Below are 22,054 nucleotides of genomic sequence, written 5' to 3'. Positions count from 1 at the left end.
GAAAGCGTTAAGCGGGGGCCCCTCCTTTCATCTCCAGCCGACGTCGATGCGGTCGCCGCGCTCGTCGAAGAAGTGCAACGCGTCCATCCGCACCTGCACCGCCAGCGGGTGCCCGGACGACACCGCCGGGTACGGGGCCAGCCGTACCGCCAACTCGGCCGGGCGACGGTGGTGCCGGCCCGGGTCGGGCAGCACGCTGGTGCGGTTACCGCTGCCGCTCGGCGCCGGCTCCGGCGCGGCGGTCTCCGCCGCCCGGCCGGTGAGCCGCTGCATCACCTGGCCGAACCGGCGCAGGCTGCGCTGGCCGGGGACGGTGCGCTCGACCGGGGTGCCCATCTCGTCGACCACGATCGCGGTGGCGCCGATGTCGAGGAAGGCCAGCGACTCGTGACCGTGGTGCTCCAGGTAGCGGATCCGACCGTGCAGCACGTCACCGGCGGTGTCCGGGGCGACCGGGGTGAGCGCCTCGGCGCGCAGCCCGACCACGATCCGCTCGCCGTGGTAGTGCGCCACCGCGCGGCTGCGGATGTCGTCCCAGGGCAGGTAGAGCGCCTGCTCACCGAGGTTCAGCGCGACGTACCGGTCGAGGTGGACGTAGACGGACGCCTCCAGCAGGTTCATCCGGGGGCTGCCCAGGAACGCAGCGACGTAGAGCGTGGCCGGCCGGCCGTACACCTGGGTGGGGGTGCCGACGTCCTGGAGCACGCCCTTGCGCATGATGGCCACCCGGTCGGCCATGGTGAGCGCCTCGGCCTGGTCGTGGGTGACGTAGATGGTGGTGACGCCCAGCTCACGGGTGAGCGCGGAGATCTCGGCCCGCAGCTCGGCGCGCAACCCGCTGTCCAGGTTGGACAACGGCTCGTCCATCAGGAACAGGCCGGGCCGCCTGACGATCGCCCGACCCATCGCCACCCGCTGCCGCTGGCCGCCGGAGAGCTGGCTCGGCTTGCGCGCGAGCACGTCGCCGATGCCCAGCGCGCCCGCCACGTCCTGGATCCGCTCGCCACGCGGCCCGGGCTCGATGCCGGAGAGCCGCAGCGGAAAGCCGATGTTGTCGCCGACGGTCATGTGCGGATAGAGCGCGAAGTCCTGGAAGACCATGGCGATCTTCCGGTCCCTCGGTGGCAGGTCGTTGGCCAGCTCGCCGCCGAGCATGACCGCGCCCGAGGTCGGATCCTCCAGGCCGGCCACCATCCGCAGCACGGTGGACTTGCCGCACCCCGAAGGGCCCAGCAGCACCATGAACTCGCCGTCGTTGACGTCCAGATTTATGTTGTCGACCGCGATCGTTCCGTCCTGGAACACCTTGGTGACATCCTTGAGCGCGACGGTGGTCACCGTCACCTCCCCAGTCGCTCGCCCGAACCCGGGAATGACTGTGACCAGGATCATCGGATTCGCACATCGGGTAAACGTGCCATGTTCGTCTCGTGACAGTCCTATTACGTGGATTCACCGAGGAACACGCGGCGGACCACCCGCTCCGCGGCGTGCCCGTCGTCAAGCGCGCAGAACCGCGCCCGGAACGCCGCCCGGGCCCGCTCGGCCGCCTCGCCGCGTACCGCGCCGGAGCGGAAGACGTCCAGCAGGCCCGGGAAGTCCACCGCGACCGCGCCCGGCGGCTCGGCCAGCAGGTCGAAGTAGACGCCCCGGGCCACCCGGTACGCGTCCCAGTCCGGCGCGTAGACGACTATCGGCCGGTCCAGCACGGCGTAGTCGAACATGGCCGAGGAATAGTCGGTGACCAGCACGTCCGCGGCCAGGTACAGATCCTCCACCTGGTCGTACCCGCTGACGTCCAGCACACCGCCCGCGGCCGGGCCGCGCGGCTGCCGTGCCCGGTCGTGGAAGTAGTGGCTGCGCATCAGCAGCCGCCCGGTCGGGCCCAGCACGTCGCGCATCCGGTCCGGGTCGAACGGTGGCCGCCAGCCGGGCAGGTGCTCGCGGTGCGTCGGGGCGTAGAGCACCACGTACTCGTCGGGGTCGACACCCAGTGCGGCGCGGACCTGGCGGCACTGGTCGGCGGTGGCCCGGGCCAGCCGGTCGTTGCGCGGGTAGCCGACCTCCAGCGTGGTGTAGTCGGCCGGGTACGCCCGCTCCCACATCTGCGTGGAGAACGCGTTCGCGGTGATGCTGTAGTCCCAGCGGTCCACCCGGCGCAGCAGGTCGGCGAAGTCCATGCCCATCGCGCCCACCGGGTAACGCTGCTGGTCCAGGCCCATCACCTTCACCGGCGTGCCGTGATGGGTCTGCACGTGCACCGAGCCGGGACGCTTGCGGACGAAGTCCGGGAAGTTGACGTTGTTGACCAGCCAGTGGGCGCGGGCCAGCACCCGGTGGTACTCCCGGGTGCCGGCGACCACGTATTCCACGCCCGACGGCAACGCGGCCACCCGGTCGCGGCGGACGATCCAGACGCCGCGTACCTGCGGGGCGAGCCGGCGGGCGGCCTCGTAGACCGCCGCCGGATTGCACGCGTACCCCCGGTACCAGTAGGCCGCGTAGACCGCCAGCGTCGGGTCGACCGGGCGGCGCAGTTCCGCCCGGTAGTACTCGTGCAGCGCGGTGTCACGGGCCCGCCGGGCGGTCCGCCGCACGATCGGTGCCACCCGCCGCCGGGCCTGACCGGCTGTCCGCCGCGCGGTCTCCCCGGCCTGGTGGGCGCCGCGCAGCGCGCTGAACGTCCGCCACCGGCCGGCCGCCACCAGCCGGTGCTTCAGCCCCTCCACGCCGGGCGGGACCGGGTAGCCACCGGGCGGCCGGAAGCGGACGTAGTCCTCGTGCATCTGGGCGAAGAACGGCGCCCGCAGTTCCGGCGCGATCCGTTCGCCGTTGCCGAGCACGGTCAGGTAGTGCCAGATCATCCGCTCGAAGACCGCCGGCCGCAGCCCGTCCACCGCCGGCGCCCACCGGTCCATCAACCGGAACACGCGGTGCCACTGGGCGAACACCTCGAAGTGCCGGTCGCCCCGGGTCCGGGTGATCGCACCGGTACGGCGCTGCCGGTAGTGGAGGCAGACCCGGTCCAGCACCCCGATCCGGTCGGCGGCCATCAGCGCGGGATAGCTGAACGAGACGTCCTCGTACCAGCCCGGCGCGAAGCGCAGCCCGCGCTCGACCAGGAACTCGCGGCGGACCAGCCGGTTCCAGGCGGTGTGCAGCAGGCGCAGCGTCTCCGGCCGGTCCCGCAACGCGAACGTGGCCGCGCCCGGCGGCACCGGAAAGACGTCCCGCATGGCGCTGCTCGTGCCCACGTCGTTCCAGTGCGCCCGGACGTGGTCGACGACCAGCACGTCCGGACGGGTGTCGCGGAGCCGGTCGGCGACGTGCGGCAGGGTGCCGGCCACCAGCCAGTCGTCCCCGTCGACGAACCACACGTACTCGCCGGTGGCCCGGTCCAGCCCGGCGTTGCGGGCCGGACCGAGCCCGACGTTCTCGGCGAGCCGTACCGGGTGGACCCGGGCGTCGCGCGCCGCGTACTCGGCCAGGATCTCGCCGCTGCCGTCCGGGGAGGCGTCGTCCACCCCGATCACCTCGAGGTCGCCGAACGGCTGGTCGAGGATCGAGTCGAGACACTCCCGCAGGTAGCCCTGCACCCGGTAGGCCGGCACGACGAAGCTGATCAGCGTCACCCCGGCCCGCCCTCCGTCAGCCCGGCGAGGGGGCACCCCCACGGGCGCGGGCCGGCAGGACCACCCAGGCGAGGACCACACTCGCGACAAAAACCACGAGAAGGTACGCACCGAGTGTAGCCAGAGCAACACTCGCAATTCCGGCTATCAGCGCGATTGCCAGCAGCAGCGAGCGCCCCTCCCAGCCCAGCGTGGCGGCGTGCAGCGGCGGCGCCGACTGCCGCTTCTCCAGCCGGGCCGTCAGGTCGTAGTGGTGCAGCGTGAGCACCAGCACGTACCCGAAGATCAGCCAGGCCGGCGCGCGCCCGGCCACGCCGACCGCGACGGCGAACAGGTACTCGGCGGCCCGCAACGCGGCCGGCACCAGCCAGTCCAACGCCCCGGCGTGCGGCGCCCGCGAACCCTGCGCCGCGCCCAGCAGCAGCACCAACGCGAGAATCGCGCCCCAGCCGGGCAGGTCGCGCCCGCCGTGCACCGCCCACAGCGCCCAGACCAGCAGCGCCGCCGCGCCCAGCGCGGCCAGCACCGCCAGCGCCAGCGGCCGGCGCGCCGCCGGCAGCGTCCGGGTCAGCGGGCCGTCGTCGCGGTGCAGGCCCGCGTCGACGGTGGTCAGCACCGGCACCCGCATCCAACGCGCCCGCAACGTCCGCAACCCGCCGGTGTACGCGAACGCCAACGTGCCCCAGACCAGCACCGCGCAGAGCGCCACCAGCGGCCCGAACAGCGCGGCGGCCACCGCGATCAACGCCCACCGCTCACCGATCGGGAAGACCACGGTCCGCTTCAGCCAGTACGACACCGAGCCGGTGTCCGCCTGCACCCGGGTCGACGCGGCGTTCAGCTTCCCGCCGATGCCACCCGCGTCAGCGGTCACCACCTTCGGCCGGCGGGCCGCCTCGTCGTGCAGCGCGCCGTACCAGGTGTCGGTCATGTGCCGCACGGTCTGCAACGTCATCGCGGCCAGCGCCAGCGCCCAGCCGTAGCGGAACCCGGCATGCGTGGCGCCGAAGCCGAGACCGGCGTAGACCACGTACTCCTTGAACCGGTCGGCCATCGTGTCCAGCCAGCCGCCCCAGGCGCTGAAGTGCCGGGTGTAGCGGGCCAACTGCCCGTCCACGCAGTCCAGCACGAACCCCAGGTAGAGCAGGACCGCGCCGGCCACCAACGCGGGCCGGCCACCGGCGCCGAACAGCGCGGCCGCGGCCACCGCGAAGGCCACCGAGACCATGGTGACGCCGGTCGGGCCGATCCCGATCCGGGCCGCCGCCTTCGTCACGTACGGCGACCAGGTGCTGACGAAGAACGTGGTGAAGAAGTCGTCCCGCTCCTTCACCGACAGCTTCAGCTCGGCCCGGTCCTCGTCGACCGCCGCCACCTCCGCCTCGGCGGTCGCCCGTCCGGCCGCGTCGCCGGCCCGGTGCGCCACGAGCAGGCGTACCCGATGGGCGAAGATCAGCGTGCCGCGGGCCGCGAGCCCGGCCACCAGCCGGTCCACCGCGCCCAGCGGCTCGCCCGGCTCGACCGCCGGACCGGCCGGCTCGACGCCGGACGCCGCGGGCGCGGCCGGGTCGGTCGCGGCTGCGGCGCGGGCCGCGTCGGCGAGCGCCGGCAGGTCGGCCGCGCCGACGCGCAGCGCGCCGCCGAACACGCCTGTCGCGTCCGCCGCGTCGCCGACCGCGACCACCTGGCCGCGCTCCTCGCGCACCACCGCCTGTCCGCCGGCCGGCGGGTCGGTGAGCACCAGGGCCACCGTCGACCCGACCGGGCTGGTCGCCAGATGTCTGAGTACGGCCGTGTGCGCCACCAGGTCGACGCCGCTGACCAGCACCGGGCCGGTCGCACCGGCCACCAGGTCGGCCAGCTCGCCCAGGTCGGCGGCGAACCGCACGTCGTCCGCCCCGGCCCGGCGCCACTGCGCGGCCAGGCGCTCGGTGAGCGTTTCCCCGGAGGGCCGGCCCGCCACCGGGTCGGTCGGGTGGCCCGGACCGGTCGGGTCGGTCGGGTCGGTCGGGTGGCCCGCCGCCGGCCCGGCGGCGAGCACGATCGCGAGCGTCACCGCTGCGCCGCGTCGGCGTAGGCAGCCAGCGCCTCGTCGATCGTCCCGTCGACGATCAGCCGTCCGGCGTCGAGGTAGAGCCCCCGACGGCAGAACCGGGTGAGGTCCTTGTCGTTGTGTGACACCAGCACCAACGTGCGTCCTTCCGCGAGAAGTCGCTCGATGGTCGCATAGCACTTCGCGCGGAACTCCGCGTCCCCGACCGCGGTCACCTCGTCCACCAACAACACCGGGTGCGGCAGGTGCGCGATCACCGCGAAGCCCAGCCGCACCTTCATCCCCGACGAGTAGTGCCGCACCGACGTGTCGATGGCGCGTTCCACCTGCTCACCGGCGAACGAGACGATCTCGTCGAAGTGCCGCCGCAGGTACGCCGAGGAGAGCCCGTGCAGCCCGCCCACCAGGTACAGGTTCTCCCGGCCGGTCAGGTCACCGGAGAACCCGGCGGAGAGTTCCAGCAGCGGCGCCACCCGGCCGTGCACCGAGATCCGACCCTCGTCCGGGATGAGCACCCCGGCGATCAGTCGCAGCAGCGTGCTCTTGCCGGTGCCGTTGCGTCCCACCACGCCGACCGTCTCGCCCGGCTCGATCCGGAACGACAGGTCGCGCAGCGGCCAGAACCGGCCGGCGTCCGGGTCGCGTGCGCCCCGGTGCACGATCAGCTCCCGCAGCCGCAACTGCCGGCGTCGGTTGCGCACGAACCGGATGCCGAGCCCGTCCGCCTCGATGATCGGGGCCACTCAGAGTTCCTTCAACACGGCCGGTTCCAGGCGGCGGAACGCCCACCAGCCGAACACCAGCACCAGCACGCTGCCGGCCACCGTCACGGTGAGCAGCCGGGCGTCCGGGAACTCGTCCGGGTACCAGACCGCGTGGTGCAGTTGGAAGATCCCGACCAGCGGGTTCAGCTCGTACGCGAGCTTCAGCCAGCCCGGCATGGCGGAGTCCCGGACCAGGTTGAACGGATAGATGATCGGGGTGGCGTAGAACAGCAACCGGATGATCAGCCGCATGGTCCGCTCGATGTCGCGCATCAGCACGTTGCCCGCCGACAGCAGCAGCGCCAGCCCCACCAGCAGCACGAACTGCACGGCCACCGCCAACGGCAGGGCGAGCAGGTTCCAACCCGGGTGGATCTTCCCGTGGGCCGCGTAGAGCGCCGCGATGGCGACCAGGATCGGCAGGCCGGCCAGGTACTCGGCGAACCGGCCGGCCACCCGGCCGATCGGGAAGATCGGCCGCGGCAGGTTCATCGTGGTGATCAGCCGCGCCTGCCCGGTCAACGCGCCGGCCGCCTCGGTCAGCGCCGAACTGGCCCACATCCAGGCGAAGATCCCGGTGATCAGGAACAGCGGGTACGACCCGGCCGCCTCACCCAGGTGCCGCCGGGTCGCGCCGGAGTAGAGCACGCCGAAGACGAACCAGTAGATCAGGCCCATGCCGAGCGGCTCGATGAGCGACCAGAGGTAGCCGAGCACCGACTGCTGGTACTTCACCGCGAGATCCCGCCGGACCAGGATGCGCAGCGAGGTGCGGGCGGACCAGAGCGCCGCAACGCCTGATGTCACCGGCCCATCGTCGCCCTCTTCCTGCTGGCGTGGCGGCCGTCAGCGAGTGGTCACCCCAACGAGGGTCAACACTCGATCACGTTGACCGCGAGGCCGCCCCGCGCCGTCTCCTTGTACTTGACCTTCATGTCCGCGCCGGTCTCCCGCATGGTCTTGATGACCTTGTCCAGCGACACGTGGTGCACGCCGTCGCCGCGCAGCGCCAGCCGGGCCGCGGTGATCGCCTTGATGCTGGCCACCGCGTTGCGCTCGATGCACGGGATCTGCACCAGCCCACCCACCGGGTCGCAGGTCAACCCCAGGTTGTGCTCCATGCCGATCTCGGCCGCGTTCTCCACCTGCTCCGGCGTACCGCCCAGCGCCTCGGCCAGCCCGGCCGCCGCCATCGAACACGCCGAGCCGACCTCACCCTGGCAGCCGACCTCGGCACCGGAGATCGAGGCGTTCTCCTTGAACAGCACGCCGATCGCGCCGGCCGCCAGCAGGAACCGGACCACGCCCTCGTCGGACGCGCCCGGCACGAAGCGGGTGTAGTAGTGCAGCACGGCCGGGATGATCCCGGCGGCGCCGTTCGTCGGCGCGGTGACCACCCGCCCGCCGGCCGCGTTCTCCTCGTTGACCGCGAGCGCGAACAACGTCACCCAGTCCATCGCGCGCAGCGGGTCGTCCGCGCCGGTCTCCGCCTCCAGGCCGCGCCGCAGCTCGGCGGCGCGACGGCGGACCTTCAACCCACCCGGGAGTACGCCGTCACGGGTGCAGCCGCTCTCCACGCACTCCCGCATCACCCGCCAGATGTCCAGCAGCCCGGTGCGGACGTCCGCCTCGCTGCGCCAGGACACCTCGTTGGCAAGCATCACCTCGCTGATCGACAGGCCGGTCTCCGTGGTGACCGCCAGCAGCTCCGCCCCGGTGAGGAACGGATGCCGGACCCGGGTGCTGTCCGGCTTGATCCGGTCCGCCCCGGCCGCCGCCTCGTCCACCACGAACCCGCCGCCGACCGAGTAGTAGGTCCGCGTCCGTACCTCGTTCCCGGCCGCGTCGAACGCCGCGAACGTCATCCCGTTCGGGTGGTACGGCAGCGAGCGCCGGCGGTGCAGCACCAGGTCCCGGTCCGGGTCGAAGTCGACCTCCTGGCTGCCCAGCAGGCTGAGCCGCCGTTCCGCCCGGATCCGCGCGACCCGCTCACCGACCGAGTCGGTGTCGACCCTCTCCGGGGCCTCGCCCTCCAGCCCGAGCAGCACCGCCCGGTCGCTGCCGTGGCCGTGGCCGGTGGCGCCGAGCGAGCCGAACAGCTCCGCCTGCACCCGGGCCACGTCGGCGAGCTGCCCGTCGGCCTTCAGGCCACCCACGAACGTACGGGCGGCCCGCATCGGCCCGACGGTGTGCGAGCTGGACGGCCCGACACCGACGCTGAAGAGGTCGAAAACACTGATCATGGCTGCACTTTCCTCGCCGTCGTCCCCGTTGTGCGGATCCGAACCGGTGTCTGCCACGTGCCCGCTCGACGGGCCGGTGGCGCGGCGCCCGGGGTGGGGGCGCCCGACCGGCGAGCCTACCCGCCCAGCTCAATACCCGTCCCCACCCCGCCCCACTCCCGGCTCCCGGCTCCCGGCTCCCGGCTCCCGGCTCCCGGCTCCCGGCTCCCGGCTCCCGGCTCCCGGCTCCCGGCTCCCGGCTCCCGGCTCCGAGATCTTGGAACCAAACGGCCCCTCCAGGGGCACTTTCCTTCCAAGATCTTCACGTCTCTCATATACCGGAAGATTAATCTCATCATGCAGTCGAACTGTCTTGAAGTGCCCGTGGCGCCGTAACTCCAAGATCGACGAAGCAGGAAGCAGGGGCCGGAAGCGACCGGGGCGGGAGGCGGAGGAGGCGGGGCGAAGCGGAAGGTCGGGAGCAGGGCGGCCGGGAGCAGGGCGGCCGGGAGCAGGAGCTGGACGAGACGAGGAACCGGAGCGGGAGCCAGGCGGGCGGGCGGGAACCGGAGCGGGAGCTAGGCGGGCAGGCGGGCGGGAAGCGGAGCGGGGATGGTGCAGCGGCGAGCGGATCGGGGGTGGCCGCTCACCCGCCGGGACATCGGCAGACATCGGTGGACGCCGGTGGACGCCGGTGGACGCCGGTGGACGCCGGTGGACGCCGGTGGACGCCGGTGGACGCGTCGGGAGGGGTGCGCGGGGGTAAGCACCTACGGGTGCCCGGGTCGCCGATCCTCCTCGGGGCCGAGGGCGCGGCGCGCACCCCTTTCTACCGTGGAATCAGCGCGGCGGATCGCCGCAGAAGTGGGAGACGACGATGAGTCGCAAACTGGTCCGGCCCCGTGAGGGGCGCATGATCGCCGGCGTCTGTGCCGGCCTGGGACGGCGGTTCGGCATGTCGGCCGGCATGGTCCGGCTGCTGTTCCTGCTGTCGCTGCTGCTGCCCGGCACCCAGGTGATCGTCTACCTGATCCTCTGGGTGCTGATGCCGAACGAGGACCGCCACCTCGCCACCCGCTGACCCGACGCGTCCGCCCCGGCCGGAGCCGGCCGGGGCGGGGCGGTCGGGCCGCGTGACCCGAGGTCAGGGCGCCGTGTAGGTGACTGTCACGTTCTGGTAGCCGAGGGAGCGCAGCAGGCCCTCCAGCATCTTGCGGGTGTTCTCCTGCGCCCGGGCGGCGAGCCCGCTGTCCCGGGCCGCCGCGGTGATCCGGTCCTCGGCCAGCTTGTAGACCTGCTGCTGCCGGTTGGGGTCACCGGCCACCAGGTCGTTGAGCCGGTTGATCAGACCGCGCTCCTCGGCGAAGACGTAGCTCTTGTCCATGTCCAGGTCGGTCTCGCCGAGCTGCGGCGCGGGCAGCTTGATCTCGACGGACTTGCCGTCGTCGGAGGCCACCACCGCCCCGTCGGCGATCTTCGAGAAGTCGACGTACGCCTCGACCCGGCCCGCCCCGACGAAGAGCGTGCGCTCGTTGAGCAGGAAGTCGGGCACGTTGCGCCGGTCCTTCTGCACGTCGACCACCACCTGGAAGTTGCCTTCCGCAGCGACGTAGCGGCTCAGGTCGCGAATCGACTTGAGCAGCGGCGGCTGGCTGCGGTCGGTCTGCTCCTTGGCGAACGGGTTGCGGAAGTCGGGCAGCAGACCGGTCGCCTGCACGCCGAGCAGCACCACCACCGCCAGTGCCGCCGCGCCGAGCACCCAGAGCAGGCCGCGCGCCGGCCCACCGACCGGTGGCCGGGCGCCCGGCCCGACCTCGGGCGGGGCGTCCGCGCGGTCGTGCAGGGACTCGCTGGTCGGGTATTCCGGGAACTCCCTGGTGGGCTGCTGGGTGTCACCGTCGCGGGCCATCGCCCTCACCGTCCTCGTCCGACACATCGACTGACAATGACGGTACGGGCACCGTGCGACAGCCGCTCGCCGAGTGCCATGATCGGGTGGAACCGCAGGTCAGGCGAACGCGGACAGCCCGGTCAGCCGCTGGCCGATGACGAGCTGGTGGATTTCCGAGGTGCCCTCGTAGGTGAGCACGCTCTCCAGGTTGTTGGCGTGCCGCATGATCGGATATTCCCCCGAGACGCCGTTCGCGCCGAGGATGGTGCGGCACTGCCGGGCGATGGCCAGCGCCTCCCGGACGTTGTTCAGCTTGCCCACGCTCACCTGCTCGGGCCGCAGCTTCCCGGCGTCGGCGAGCCGGCCCAAATGCAGCGCCAGCAGCAGCCCCTTGTTCCACTCCACCGCCATGTCGGCGAGCTTGGCCTGGGTGAGCTGGAAGCCGGCCAGCGGCCGGCCGAACTGGGTGCGGGTGGTCGCGTACTCCAGGGCGGTCTCCAGGCAGTCGCGGGCCGCGCCGAGCGCGCCCCAGACGATGCCGTGCCGGGCCTCGGTCAGGCAGCTCAGCGGCGCCTTCAGGCTGGTGGCGCCGGGCAGTTGCGCGTCCGCCGGCAGCCGCACGTCGTCGAGCGTGATCTCGCCGGTCAGCGATGCGCGCAGCGACATCTTGTGCCGGATCTCGCGCGCCGTCACACCCGGCGTGTCCATGGGTACGGCGAAACCCCGCACGCCGTCGTCGGTGCGGGCCCAGATCACCGCGACGTCGGCGATCGGCGCATTGGTGATCCACATCTTGCCGCCGGTGAGCAGCCAGTCGTCGCCGTCGCGGCGGGCCCGGGTGGCCATCGAGGCCGGGTCGGAGCCGTGGTCCGGCTCGGTCAGCCCGAAGCAGCCGATCGCGTCGCCGGTCGCCATGGCCGGCAGCCAGCGCTGCTTCTGCTCCTCGCTGCCGAAGCGCCAGATGGCGTACATGGCCAGCGAGCCCTGCACCGACACCAACGAGCGGACGCCGGAGTCGCCGGCCTCCAGCTCCAGGCAGGCCAGCCCGTACGCGACTGCCGACGCGCCGGGGCAGCCGTACCCGGTCAGGTGCATGCCGAGCAGGCCCAGCTTGCCGAACTCGCGGGCCAGCTCGCGGGCCGGCACGTCGCCGTCCTCGTACCATCCGGCGACGTGCGGGCGGACCCGGTCGGCCACGAGCTGGCGCACGACGGCGCGGATCTGCCGCTCCTCGTCGCTCAGCGAGGCGTCGAGGTCGAGCAGGTCGAGAGCGGTCACGGCGTCACTCGCCCTGGTCGCCGAGGACCAGCACCCGGGCATGGATCTGGTTGCGCTGCTGCAACGCCGCGCGCAACGCCCGGTGCAGGCCGTCCTCCAGGTAGAGGCCGCCGTTCCACTGCACCACGTGCGGGAAGAGGTCGCCGTAGAAGGTGGAATCCTCGGCGAGCAGCTTGTCCAGCGCCAGCTCCCGCTTGGTGGTGATGAGCTCGGCCAGCCGCAGTGGACGCGGTGGGATCTCGGCCCACTGCTTCAGTGTGAAGTTGTGCTCCGGGTAGGGACGCCCGTCCCGGACCGCCCTGAAGATCACCGCGTGCTCTCCTCCCCCAAGGCCGGGCTGACGATGTGGCTGCCAGCCTAACCGCTCAGCTCCACCGCCCCCGCCGGACCACATCATCCACCGGGCGTCGCCCCCGGCGCAGTGACGGTGACCGGTGGTCGACGGCTCGATAACCAATGGTGACGGCGCCGATCGGATGCAGTTCCGGCGGCACCCCGAACGCGTCCCGGTACGCCCCGACGCGTTGCGGCGGGATGCCGAAGAAACAGGCGCCCAGCCCCTCGTCCACGGCGGTGAGCAGCATCAGCAGCGCCGCGAAGCCGGTGTCCACGTACCAGTAGGGGACCGGCCAGCGGTCCTCGGCGCGGTCCGCCCAGCCCTTGTCCGGCTCGGCGTACCGGTCCAGGTAGGCGTCCCGGTTGGCGTGCGGCACCACGATCAGCGGGGCCCGGCGCATCCCGGCCAGCCAGCGTTCCCGACCGCCGCCGTCCGGTGTGGTGGCCGCCCAGAACCGCGCCCGGTCCGCCGGGTCCTCCAGCACCAGGAAGCCCCAGCCCTGCGCGAACCCGGCCGACGGGGCCCGGACCGCGTGCGCCAGCAGGCGGTCCACCACGTCGGGCGGCACCGGCCGGTCCGGGTCGTAGTTGCGGACCATCCGGCGACGCCGGACGACCTCGGCGAACTCCACGCTCAGCGGCCCGGCCGGACGCCCCAGGCGCCGCGCCACGTCTGCCCGGCGTCCAGCGTGATCACGTCCCGGCCGGACCGGAACGCGTCCGGCGGGCAGGTCATCGGCTCCACCGCGACCGAGCGGCGGTGCCGCTCACCGCCGAGCGTGTCCCCGGTGAACACCTGCCACCAGCCGAACTCGCGATCCGCCCAGATCGCCAGCCCGGACGAGCCGTCCGGCGCGCCGAGCGTCACCGCCGAGCCGCCGTCGGCGTCCCGCTCGACGTCGCCGAAGGCCAGGTCGAGCACCAGGTCGCCGATCGGCCGGGGCGCGGTGAAGTCGTATTCGGTGCCGGCCACCGCGGTGGCGCCCACCGGCAGCAGCCGGCCGTCCAGCAGCACCCGGTTGCGCCCCGGCACGCGCAGCAGCAGCTCGTCCACGCCCACCTTGGGGAGCTGGAAGTAGGGGTGCACGGAGAAACCGAACGGCGCCGGCTCGACGGACAGGTTCGTCACCTCGTGCTCGGCGCGCAGGCCGTCCGGGCCGACGCTCCACCGGCTGCGCAGCCGCAGCGCCCACGGGTAGCCCGGGGTGGGCGGCAGGTCGTAGCCGAGCGTCACGCTCGCCGGCGACTGCTCGACCAGCTCCCACCGGACCCAGTTGACCAGGCCGTGCAGCGCGTTGTGCCGCTCCGGCTCGGTCAGGTCGAGCTGGAGCGAGCGGTCCCCGAACGTGTAGGCGCCGTCCCGGATCCGGTTCGGCCAGGGCGCCAGCACGTGCCCGGCCGAGCCGGGGCTGAGCTCGTCCTCGGCGTACCCGTCGAGGTAGTCCACCCCGTCGTGCCGGTAGGCCCGCAACCCGCCGCCGACCTCCACCACGACGGCCTCGTGGCCGTCGGCGGAGATGGTCCACTGTGTTCCGGACGGTGCCCGCTCGTCGATCCCCATTCGGCGACCCTACCGTCACCGACGGTTCTCGGTGGCAGTGGTGGCGCGATAGCGGAGCAGCGCCGGGAACGCCGCGACCAGCAGCACCGCCAGCACGGCGGCGGCGAGACCACCACCGACCATGGCGACACCGGTGCCGAAGCCGGCGGCCGTCGCGCCGGCCCGCAGGTCGCCCAGGCGCGGGCCACCGGCCACCACCACGGTGTTCACGCCTTGGAGCCGGCCGCGCATCCGGTCCGGCGCGTACACCAGCAGCATCGACTGCCGCAGCGTGGCGCTGACCAGGTCGGCGGCGCCGGCCACGCCGAGCAGCAGCACCGCCAGCCAGAGCCGGCCGGCCAGCCCGGCGAGCGCGATCGCCACGCCCCAGCCGACCACCGCCACGGTGAGCGCCAGCCCCTGCCGGCGCACCCGGCCGATCCAGCCGGAGGTGAGGCCGCCGACCATCGCGCCGATGGCGATGGCGCTGTAGAGCCAGCCGACGGCCGCGCCCCCGCCGAAGCGGTCCTGGGCCAGCTCCGGGAAGAGCGCCCGCGGCATGGCCAGGATCATCGCGATCAGGTCGATGGCGAACGAGAGCAGCAGCACCGGTGTGGTGGCCAGATAGCGGAACCCGTCGACGATGCTGCTCAGCCCGGCCTTGCGGACGCCGCCGTCCGGGTCCGGCTCGGGCGGCATCGCCGGCAGCCGCAGCGTGGCCCAGAGCGACACGGTGAACAGCAGCGCGTCCAGCCCGTACGCGACGGGCAGCGCCGCGTCGACCCGCCAGGTGGCGAAGATCAGCCCGGCGGCCAGCGGACCGGCGACCGCGGCGGCGGTGAACGTGGTGTAGTTCAGCGTGGTCGCGGCCGGCACCAGCTCGGCCGGCACCAGCCGGGGCAGGATCGCGCTGCGGGCCGGCGAGGTGATCGCGAACGCCACCGCCTGCACGCCCACCAGCAGCAGGAGCAGCACCGGGCTGCGCGCGCCGACCAGCGACTGCACCAGCAGGCCGAGCGTCGCCGCCCAGAGCAGCGTGCCGGCCGCGAGCAGCACCCGCCGCCGGTCCCGGGCGTCGGCGACCGCGCCGCCCCAGAGCCCGAAGACCAGCAGCGGCACGAACCCGGCGACGCCCAGCAGCCCCACCCAGAACGAGCCGCCGGTCAGGTCGAACATCTCCACCGGCACCGCCACGGCGGTGAACTGGAAGCCGAACATCGCCACCGCGTTGCCCAGCCACACCCGCCGGTAGGCGGGCACCCCCAACGGGCGCAGGTCGATCGCCCAGCGGCGCGGTCCGCGCGACCGGGCCTTGGTGACCTCCGTCACGGCGCGAGCCGCTCGACGACCCAGACCCCGTCGGCGGTACGCCGGAACCGCAGCCGGTCGTGCAGCCGGCCGGCCCGGCCCTGCCAGAACTCCACCGTCTCCGGGTGGACCCGGAACCCGCCCCAGTGCGGTGGCGCGGGGATCGGCTCCACGTCGGTGAACCGCTCCGCCGCCGCCCGGTACGCCGCGTCCAGCGCCGCCCGGTCCGGCACCACCGCCGACTGGGTGCTGGCCCACGCGCCGAGCTGCGAGCCGCGCGGCCGGCTGGCGAAGTACGCCTCGGTCTCCGCCCGGTCGACGTGCGCCACCCGACCGGTGACGGTCACCTGCCGCTGCATCGGGAACCAGGGGAAGACCAGGCTGGCCCACGGATTGGCGGTCACCTCGACGCCCTTGCGCGAGCGGTGGTTGGTGTAGAAGACGAAGCCCTCCGCGTCGTAGCCCTTGAGCAGCACGGTGCGTCCGCTGGGCCGGCCCTGGTCGTCGGCGGTGCCGACCACCATCGCGTTCGGCTCGGGCAGCGGATGGGCCACCGCGTCGGCGAACCAGCGGGCGAACTGGGTGTGCCAGTCCGGCGCCAGGTCCGTCTCGGTCAGGCCCAGGTCGGCGGCGTACTCGTTACGCATGCCGGCCGGAGCGGGTGTGTCGCCTGTCACTCTCGCCGTTCCTCTCCCGGGCGTACCGGCGTCCCCCGACGCTGGCCAGGCCCCGGCGCCTAGTCTTCTCCTGTCCGCACCCGCGTCCACCGGCGGGGATGTCGTGTGGCGCACAGTGGCTGCGGGTCGCGCAGCCGGTTACCCATCGGTCAAGATGTTCCGAACCACATCCTCTCGAGGGTCGCCTGAGCTGCGGGGCTGGACCAGCCCGCCGGGCGCACCGAGCCGGAAGCCAGGAGACGACATGTCCGATTTCAAGCCGGGCCTGGAGGGCGTCGTAGCCTTCGAGACCCAGATCGCCGAGCCCGACCGCGCGGGCGGATCGCTGCGCTACCGGGGCGTGGACATCGAGGATCTGATCGGCCAGGTCTCCTTCGGCAACGTCTGGGCGCTGCTGGTGGACGGCCGGTTCGGCCCCGGCCTGCCGCCGGCCGAGCCGTTCCCGGTGCCGGTGCACTCCGGCGACATCCGCGTCGACGTGCAGTCCGCGGTCGCCATGCTGGCCCCCTACTGGGGGCTCGACCAGCTCCTCGACATCTCCGACGCCCAGGCCCGCGAGGACCTGGCCCGGGTGTCGGTCACCGCGCTGTCCTTCGTCGCCCAGTCGGCGCGCGGGCTGGGCCTGCCGGCGGTGCCGCAGAAGGAGATCGACAAGGCGGAGACGATCGTCGAGCGCTTCATGAAGCGCTGGCGTGGCGAGCCCGACCCGCGGCACGTCAAGGCCGTCGACGCGTACTTCATCTCGGCCGCCGAGCACGGCCTGAACGCCTCCACCTTCACCGCCCGGATCGTGGCCTCCACCGGCGCCGACGCCGCGGCCTGCATCTCCTCCGGCATCGGCGCCCTCTCCGGCCCGCTGCACGGCGGCGCGCCGTCCCGGGTGCTCAGCATGCTGGAGGCGGTCGAGCGCAGCGGCGACGCCGAGGGGTACGTCAAGGGCGTGCTCGACCGCGGCGAGCGGCTGATGGGCTTCGGTCACCGGGTCTACCGGGCCGAGGACCCGCGCGCCCGCGTGCTCCGGCGCACCGCCAAGGAGCTGGGCGCACCGCGCTTCGAGGTCGCCGAGGCGCTGGAGAAGGCCGCCCTGGCCGAGTTGCAGGCCCGCCGCCCGGACCGCGTCCTCGCCACCAACGTCGAGTTCTGGTCGGCCGTGGTGCTGGACTTCGCCGAGGTGCCGGCGCACATGTTCACCTCGATGTTCACCTGCGCCCGGATGGGCGGCTGGTCCGCGCACATCCTGGAGCAGAAGAAGCTGAACCGGCTGGTCCGCCCGTCCGCCACCTACGTCGGCCCGGGCACCCGCAAGCCGCAGCAGGTCGAGGGCTGGGACGCCATCCCGCACGGCGTCTGAGGTGTAAGGAGGGGGCCCCGCTTAACGCTTTCGGCATAGGCGGGGCCCCTTCTTAACGCCCGCGCTGTGGCGTACGCCTCAGCACGAGGGGTGGGACCAGCGGGTGGTGCCGGCCGGGCGGGTGCGAGGATGAAGGCCGGCAGCGCTGCCGGCCGGGTTCGGATCCCGGCCGCCCCGTGCGCCCGGCGCACGAGCCGGTCGTCGGTCCGCGCCCGCAGGAAGGGCCCGCCCTCGCCCATGCGGAAGGATCGAGACAACCGTGGCTGACGCACCGACCATCCGGATTCCCGACGACCTCAAGCCCGCCGACGGCCGTTTCGGCTGCGGCCCGTCCAAGGTCCGTCCGGCGGCGGTCTCCGCGCTCGCCGACGTCGCCACCAGCTACCTGGGCACGTCGCACCGGCAGAAGACGGTCCGCGACGAGGTCGCCCGGCTGCGCCGGGGCATCGCCGAGTTCTTCTCCCTCCCCGAGGGCTACGAGGTGATCATCGGCAACGGTGGCACCACCGCGTTCTGGGAGGTCGCCACGTTCGGCCTGGTCCGCGACCGGGCCCAGTTCGCCAGCTTCGGCGAGTTCGGCGCGAAGTTCGCCAAGTCGGTCAAGGACGCGCCGTTCCTGGGTGAGCCGACCGTCCGCAAGTCCGAGGCGGGCAGCGCGCCGGCCCTGGTCGCCGAGGCCGGCGTGGACGTCTACGCCACCCCGCACAACGAGACCTCCACCGGTGTGGCGGTGCCGATCAGCCGGGTGCCGGGCGCCGACGAGGGCTCGCTGCTGCTGGTCGACGCCACGTCCGGCGCCGGCGGGCTGGACGTCGACGTCGCCGAGACCGACGTCTACTACTTCGCCCCGCAGAAGTGCTTCGGCTCCGACGGCGGCCTCTGGCTGGCGCTGATGTCGCCGGCCGCGCTCGCCCGGGCCACCGAGATCAAGTCCTCGGGCCGCTACATCCCGGCCTTCCTGGACCTGGTCACCGCGATCGACAACTCGCGGCTGGAGCAGACCTACAACACGCCGGCGCTGGCCACCATCTTCCTGGCCGCCGAGCAGACCGACTGGATGAACTCCCAGGGCGGGCTGGCCTGGGCGGCCAAGCGCACCGCCGAGAGCGCCGGCATCGTGTACGGCTGGGCCGAGCGCTCGTCGTTCGCCACCCCGTTCGTGGCGGACCCGGCGCTGCGCTCCAACGTGGTCGCCACCGTCGACTTCGCCGACGGGGTGGACGCCACCGCGATCGCGAAGGCGCTGCGCGCCAACGGCATCGTCGACACCGAGCCCTACCGCAAGCTCGGCCGCAACCAGCTCCGGGTCGCGCTCTTCCCGGCCGTCGAGCCGGCCGACGTCGAGGCGCTCACCGCGTCCATCGACTACGTGGTCGAGCGACTCTGATCACGCCGTCACGGAGGGTGGTCGTCGGGGCTCCGGCGGCCACCCACCGTGATCATCGCCGCAGCTCAGTCGCGACATGCCGGGGTGTCGCAGTCCCCATCGTCGGGTAGATGAGCGTACGGTGGTGGGGACGCCCGGGTGGCCGGCTCGTGGCGTGACGGCCAGCGAAGCGGGACGGAGGCAAGCCCATGCGCCCAGTACGCTTCGTCGCCCTTTCCGAGGACGGCCAGGCCCTGGTGCTCACCGACGAGGTGGGCCGCCTGCTCGCGCTTCCGATCGACGAGCGCGTGGCCTCGGTGCTGCACGCCGAGCCGGGCGCGCCCCCGCTCGCGGTGGTGCCGGCCTCCACCGATCCCACGCCGTCGCTGTCCCCGCGCGACATCCAGGCCCGGATCCGTTCCGGCGAGTCCGCTGAGGACGTCGCCCGCATCGCCGGCGTGCCGGTCGACCGTGTGCTGCGCTACGCCGGCCCGGTGCTCCAGGAGCGGGCCATGCTCGCCCAGCACGCCCGCCGCACCCGGCTCAAGGGTGCCGAGAAGCCGACCCCGCTGGCCGAGGTGGTCAACGGCCGGCTGGCCCAGCACGGCATCGACACCGAGAAGATCTCCTGGGACGCCTACCGCCGCGACGACGGCACCTGGCGGATCATCGCCACCTGGCCGTCCGGCAAGGCCACCGCCCAGGCGGTGTGGGATCTCGACAAGTCCCGGCAGAACGTCGTCGCGCACGACGACATGGCGCAATACCTCTGCGCCGAGCGGCCCACGCCGATCCTCGGCCAGGAGCCGGCGCCCGAGCGGGGCGGCCACGCGCTGCCCGGCCCGTCGCGCGGCGAGCCGAACCGGGGCGGCGGGCACGGTCTGCCGTCCGGCGTCGAGCAGGCCCGGCCGGGGCGCGACCCGATCCGCGCCGGCCGGGACGCGCTGCTCGCCTCGCTGGACCGGCCGCTCGGCGGCACGTCCGGCCGGGGGCTCGACACCCGTTCCCCGGCCGCGCTGGCCGGTTCCGACGCGCCCCGGCAGCGGGCGGTCGCCGGGGGTGCCGCCGCGCTGCTCGGCGGCGGGCAGGGTTCGGCGTTCGACGACGACTCGGACGCGCCGAAGGAGATCCCGGCCGTGCCGTCACTGGCCGTGCTCCGACCCCGGCGCACCGGCAACCCGCCGGCGTCCGGCGGTTCCGGCACCGAGTCCGGCGAGGCCGGCGGCAAGCCGCGCAAGCGGCTGCCGAGCTGGGACGATGTCCTCTTCGGCAGCGGCCCGGCGGCCCGCGAGTCCTCCTGATCCACCGGTCCACCCTGGAACGCCCACGCGAAGTGAGGCACTCGAAGTGTCCGCGTGCCAGGGTGGACCCATGGAGTACACGAACCTGGGACGCACCGGCCTGTCGGTGAGCCGGCTCTGCCTCGGCACCATGAACTTCGGGCCGCAGACGAACGAGCCGGACAGCTTCGCCATCATGGACCGGGCGCTGGAGCACGGGATCAACTTCTTCGACACCGCGAACGTCTACGGCTGGAAGCTCGGTGAGGGCATCACCGAGCAGATCGTCGGCCGCTGGTTCGCGCAGGGCGGCGGGCGGCGGGACAAGGTCGTCCTGGCCACCAAGGTCTACGGCAAGATGAGCGAGTGGCCCAACGACCAGGGCCTGAGCGCCCGGCACATCGTGCGGGCCTGCGAGGATTCGCTGCGGCGACTCCAGACCGACACCATCGACCTCTACCAGATGCACCACGTCTCCCGGACCACGCCGTGGGAGGAGATCTGGCAGGCGATGGAGACGCTGGTCGCGCAGGGCAAGGTGCTCTACGTCGGGTCGTCCAACTTCGCCGGCTGGCACATCGCCCAGGCGCAGGCCGCGGCCGGCCGGCGCAACTTCCTCGGTCTCGTCTCCGAGCAGAGCATCTACAACCTGCTCACCCGGCACGTCGAGCTGGAGGTCATCCCGGCCGCGCAGCACTACGGGCTGGGCATCATCCCCTGGTCGCCGCTGCACGGTGGGCTGCTCTCCGGGATCATCCGGAAGATGGCCGAGGGCAGCGCGGCGCGCGGCACCGCCGGCCGCGCGGCCGACGCGCTGGCCGAGCACCGGAGCACCATCGAGGCGTACGAGAAGCTCTGCGCGGACCTCGGCCACGACCCGGCGGACGTGGCGCTGGCCTGGTTGCTGTCCCGGCCGGGCGTGACCGCCCCGATCGTCGGTCCGCGCACCCTGGACCAGCTCGACCGCAACCTCGGCGCGTTCGACGTCGACCTGGACGAGTCCACCCTGACCCGCCTCGACGAGCTGTTCCCGCCCGTCGGCAACGGCGGCCCCGGCCCCGAAGCCTGGGCCTGGTAGGCGTAAGGAGGGGCCCCCGCTTAACGCATTCTGCATAGGCGGGGCCCCCTCTTAACAAACGTCAGAGCGGCCAGGCGGCGAGGCGGGTGTGGTGCGGGCTGGGGCCGAGGTGGCTGCGGACCAGCACCAACTCGTCGGCCGGCCACTCCGGGCCGGCGTACTCGTGCAGCGTCTCCCGGTCGGCGTGCACGTCGGCGGGGTCGACGCGGTCGCCGGGGCGGGCGATGGTCAGGTGGGCCCGGAACGGCTTCTCGTCGTGCGGCAGCCCGGCCCGGCGCAGGCCGTCGCGGATCAGGCGGGCGAGCGTGTCCAGCGCCTCCGTCTCGCCGCGCACGTCCACCCAGAGCACGGTGGACCGGCCCTGCCCGAAGCTGCCCCCACCGCCCAGGCGCAGCCGCGGTGAGCTGCCCCGGCCGGCCCGGAACGACTCCGCGGCCAGCCCCAGCGTGCTCTCCACGTCGACCAGCCCGTCGTCCGGCACCTCACCGAGGAACGCCAGCGTGAGGTGGAGGTGGGCCGGGTCGGCGAGCCGGACGGGCACGCCGGCGGCGGACGCGCGGCCGACCCGAAGCGCGGCGACCCGCGCCGCCAGGTCGGTGACCGCCGCCGGGGGCGGGTAGATCGCCGCGAAGAGCCGCACCCGGTCAGCGATGCCGCTGGTGGTGCGCCGCCCGGGCCGCCGGCAGTGTCAGCCCGGCGGCGTGCAGCAACCCTTCGACGCGGACCCGTTCGATCTCCCGGTCGACGCCGTTCAGCTCGGCCAGGTGCTCGGCGATGCCGAGGGCGTGGCAGGCGGCGCGCAGCCGCTCGTCGTACGCCTCGATGACCGCGCCGTGCCACACCACCGAGCGGTCGGCGGCGGCCAGCCGGTGGCCGCCGAGCCGGCGCAGGTCGGTGGCGAGCTGCTCCAACGGGCGGCGGCCCTCCCGCTCGAACTCGGTCAGGTCGATGTCGCGGGTCAGCGCCTCGGCCTCGATGGCGCGGTCGAGCCGGGCGATGGTGCGGCGCTCACGGCGCTGCTCCAGCCACTCGGCCCACCCGCAGGCGAGCCGGTCGATGATCTCGTCGGCGCAGAAGACCAGCGCGAACAGGGCGGGCAGGCAGCAGACGGCGAGGATCGCCAGCGCCAGCAGCAGCCCCTGCCCCAATCCCACACATCGACGCTAAGCCCTGCCGACCACCCCCGCCACCCGTTTGCCGAAACCGGCCGGTACGGGTGCGGGGGGCGTTAAGCGGGGCCCCCTCCTATACAGAATGCGTTAACAGGGGGCCCCGCCT

At 73.2% G+C, this 22,054-nt stretch carries 20 protein-coding genes; 5 read left to right on the top strand and 15 right to left on the bottom strand.

What is annotated here, in order from left to right; all coding sequences use genetic code 11:
- Positions 1 to 27: 27 nt before the first annotated feature.
- The 6 genes from ACH495_RS03540 to ACH495_RS03515 form a co-directional block, all read right to left on the bottom strand.
- A complete protein-coding gene (locus ACH495_RS03540) occupies positions 28 to 1,338 on the bottom strand; it encodes an ABC transporter ATP-binding protein (RefSeq protein WP_396856157.1) in 1,311 nt (436 codons plus the stop codon).
- A 104-nt stretch (positions 1,339 to 1,442) separates the two neighbouring features.
- Entirely contained in the window at positions 1,443 to 3,632 is a 2,190-nt protein-coding gene (locus ACH495_RS03535) for a CDP-glycerol glycerophosphotransferase family protein (RefSeq protein ID WP_396856156.1), read from the bottom strand.
- 16 nt (positions 3,633 to 3,648) lie between these two features.
- On the bottom strand, positions 3,649 to 5,595 hold the full coding sequence (locus tag ACH495_RS03530; protein WP_396856516.1) for a DUF5941 domain-containing protein: 1,947 nt from the start codon (positions 5,593 to 5,595) through the stop codon (positions 3,649 to 3,651).
- A gap of 89 nt (positions 5,596 to 5,684) precedes the next feature.
- Complete coding sequence (locus ACH495_RS03525; RefSeq protein WP_396856155.1) at positions 5,685 to 6,428, bottom strand: ABC transporter ATP-binding protein; 744 nt, start codon at positions 6,426 to 6,428, stop codon at positions 5,685 to 5,687.
- Entirely contained in the window at positions 6,429 to 7,256 is an 828-nt protein-coding gene (locus ACH495_RS03520) for an ABC transporter permease (protein WP_396856154.1), read from the bottom strand.
- A gap of 65 nt (positions 7,257 to 7,321) precedes the next feature.
- Positions 7,322 to 8,692, bottom strand: a complete 1,371-nt coding sequence (locus ACH495_RS03515) for an L-serine ammonia-lyase (protein ID WP_396856153.1) — start codon at positions 8,690 to 8,692, stop codon at positions 7,322 to 7,324.
- Positions 8,693 to 9,548: 856 nt separating this feature from the next.
- Between ACH495_RS03515 and ACH495_RS03510 the strand changes: the two genes are divergently transcribed.
- Positions 9,549 to 9,752: a PspC domain-containing protein gene (locus ACH495_RS03510; RefSeq protein WP_343443872.1), complete on the top strand. Its 204-nt coding sequence runs from the start codon at positions 9,549 to 9,551 to the stop codon at positions 9,750 to 9,752.
- A gap of 63 nt (positions 9,753 to 9,815) precedes the next feature.
- On the opposite strand, the gene ACH495_RS03505 is transcribed toward ACH495_RS03510, so the two are convergent.
- The 7 genes from ACH495_RS03505 to pdxH form a co-directional block, all read right to left on the bottom strand.
- Entirely contained in the window at positions 9,816 to 10,580 is a 765-nt protein-coding gene (locus tag ACH495_RS03505) for a DUF4230 domain-containing protein (protein WP_396856152.1), read from the bottom strand.
- Between the two features lie 99 nt (positions 10,581 to 10,679).
- Positions 10,680 to 11,840, bottom strand: coding sequence for an acyl-CoA dehydrogenase family protein (locus ACH495_RS03500; RefSeq protein ID WP_396856151.1), 1,161 nt, complete (start codon positions 11,838 to 11,840; stop codon positions 10,680 to 10,682).
- 4 nt (positions 11,841 to 11,844) lie between these two features.
- Positions 11,845 to 12,150, bottom strand: a complete 306-nt coding sequence (locus ACH495_RS03495) for a type II toxin-antitoxin system VapB family antitoxin (RefSeq protein WP_107154773.1) — start codon at positions 12,148 to 12,150, stop codon at positions 11,845 to 11,847.
- A 55-nt stretch (positions 12,151 to 12,205) separates the two neighbouring features.
- Positions 12,206 to 12,808 carry a nitroreductase family protein gene (locus ACH495_RS03490; protein WP_396856515.1) on the bottom strand — a complete coding sequence of 201 codons (603 nt, stop codon included), beginning with the start codon at positions 12,806 to 12,808 and terminating at the stop codon, positions 12,206 to 12,208.
- Positions 12,809 to 12,810: 2 nt separating this feature from the next.
- Positions 12,811 to 13,737, bottom strand: a complete 927-nt coding sequence (locus tag ACH495_RS03485) for an aldose 1-epimerase family protein (RefSeq protein ID WP_396856150.1) — start codon at positions 13,735 to 13,737, stop codon at positions 12,811 to 12,813.
- Positions 13,738 to 13,752: 15 nt separating this feature from the next.
- Entirely contained in the window at positions 13,753 to 15,045 is a 1,293-nt protein-coding gene (locus ACH495_RS03480) for an MFS transporter (RefSeq protein ID WP_396856149.1), read from the bottom strand.
- Positions 15,042 to 15,671, bottom strand: a complete 630-nt coding sequence (gene pdxH / locus ACH495_RS03475; protein ID WP_396856514.1) for a pyridoxamine 5'-phosphate oxidase — start codon at positions 15,669 to 15,671, stop codon at positions 15,042 to 15,044. The genes ACH495_RS03480 and pdxH overlap by 4 nt, the downstream gene beginning before the upstream one ends.
- Before the next feature lie 274 nt (positions 15,672 to 15,945).
- Between pdxH and ACH495_RS03470 the strand changes: the two genes are divergently transcribed.
- From ACH495_RS03470 to ACH495_RS03455, 4 genes are all read left to right on the top strand, one after another.
- Entirely contained in the window at positions 15,946 to 17,052 is a 1,107-nt protein-coding gene (locus ACH495_RS03470) for a citrate synthase 2 (protein ID WP_396856148.1), read from the top strand.
- Positions 17,053 to 17,311: 259 nt separating this feature from the next.
- Positions 17,312 to 18,439, top strand: coding sequence for a phosphoserine transaminase (serC, locus tag ACH495_RS03465; protein WP_396856147.1), 1,128 nt, complete (start codon positions 17,312 to 17,314; stop codon positions 18,437 to 18,439).
- 188 nt (positions 18,440 to 18,627) lie between these two features.
- The gene (gene sepH / locus ACH495_RS03460) at positions 18,628 to 19,719 is read left to right on the top strand and encodes a septation protein SepH (protein WP_396856146.1); all 1,092 of its coding nucleotides are present in this window, start codon (positions 18,628 to 18,630) and stop codon (positions 19,717 to 19,719) included.
- Positions 19,720 to 19,789: 70 nt separating this feature from the next.
- The gene (locus tag ACH495_RS03455; RefSeq protein ID WP_396856145.1) at positions 19,790 to 20,776 is read left to right on the top strand and encodes an aldo/keto reductase; all 987 of its coding nucleotides are present in this window, start codon (positions 19,790 to 19,792) and stop codon (positions 20,774 to 20,776) included.
- Between the two features lie 61 nt (positions 20,777 to 20,837).
- Here ACH495_RS03455 and thpR read toward each other — a convergent pair whose 3' ends face one another.
- Together thpR and ACH495_RS03445 are read right to left on the bottom strand one after the other, a co-directional pair.
- Positions 20,838 to 21,416 carry an RNA 2',3'-cyclic phosphodiesterase gene (gene thpR / locus ACH495_RS03450; protein WP_396856144.1) on the bottom strand — a complete coding sequence of 193 codons (579 nt, stop codon included), beginning with the start codon at positions 21,414 to 21,416 and terminating at the stop codon, positions 20,838 to 20,840.
- A 4-nt stretch (positions 21,417 to 21,420) separates the two neighbouring features.
- Positions 21,421 to 21,930 carry a hypothetical protein gene (locus tag ACH495_RS03445; RefSeq protein ID WP_396856143.1) on the bottom strand — a complete coding sequence of 170 codons (510 nt, stop codon included), beginning with the start codon at positions 21,928 to 21,930 and terminating at the stop codon, positions 21,421 to 21,423.
- Between the last annotated feature and the right edge of the window lie 124 nt (positions 21,931 to 22,054).

It is taken from the genome of Micromonospora sp. NPDC018662 (genome assembly GCF_044391475.1).
Taxonomy (GTDB): Bacteria; Actinomycetota; Actinomycetes; order Mycobacteriales; family Micromonosporaceae; genus Micromonospora.
The sequence above is the reverse complement of the archived record's forward strand: the minus strand, read 5'-3'. Positions and strand labels throughout refer to the sequence as shown.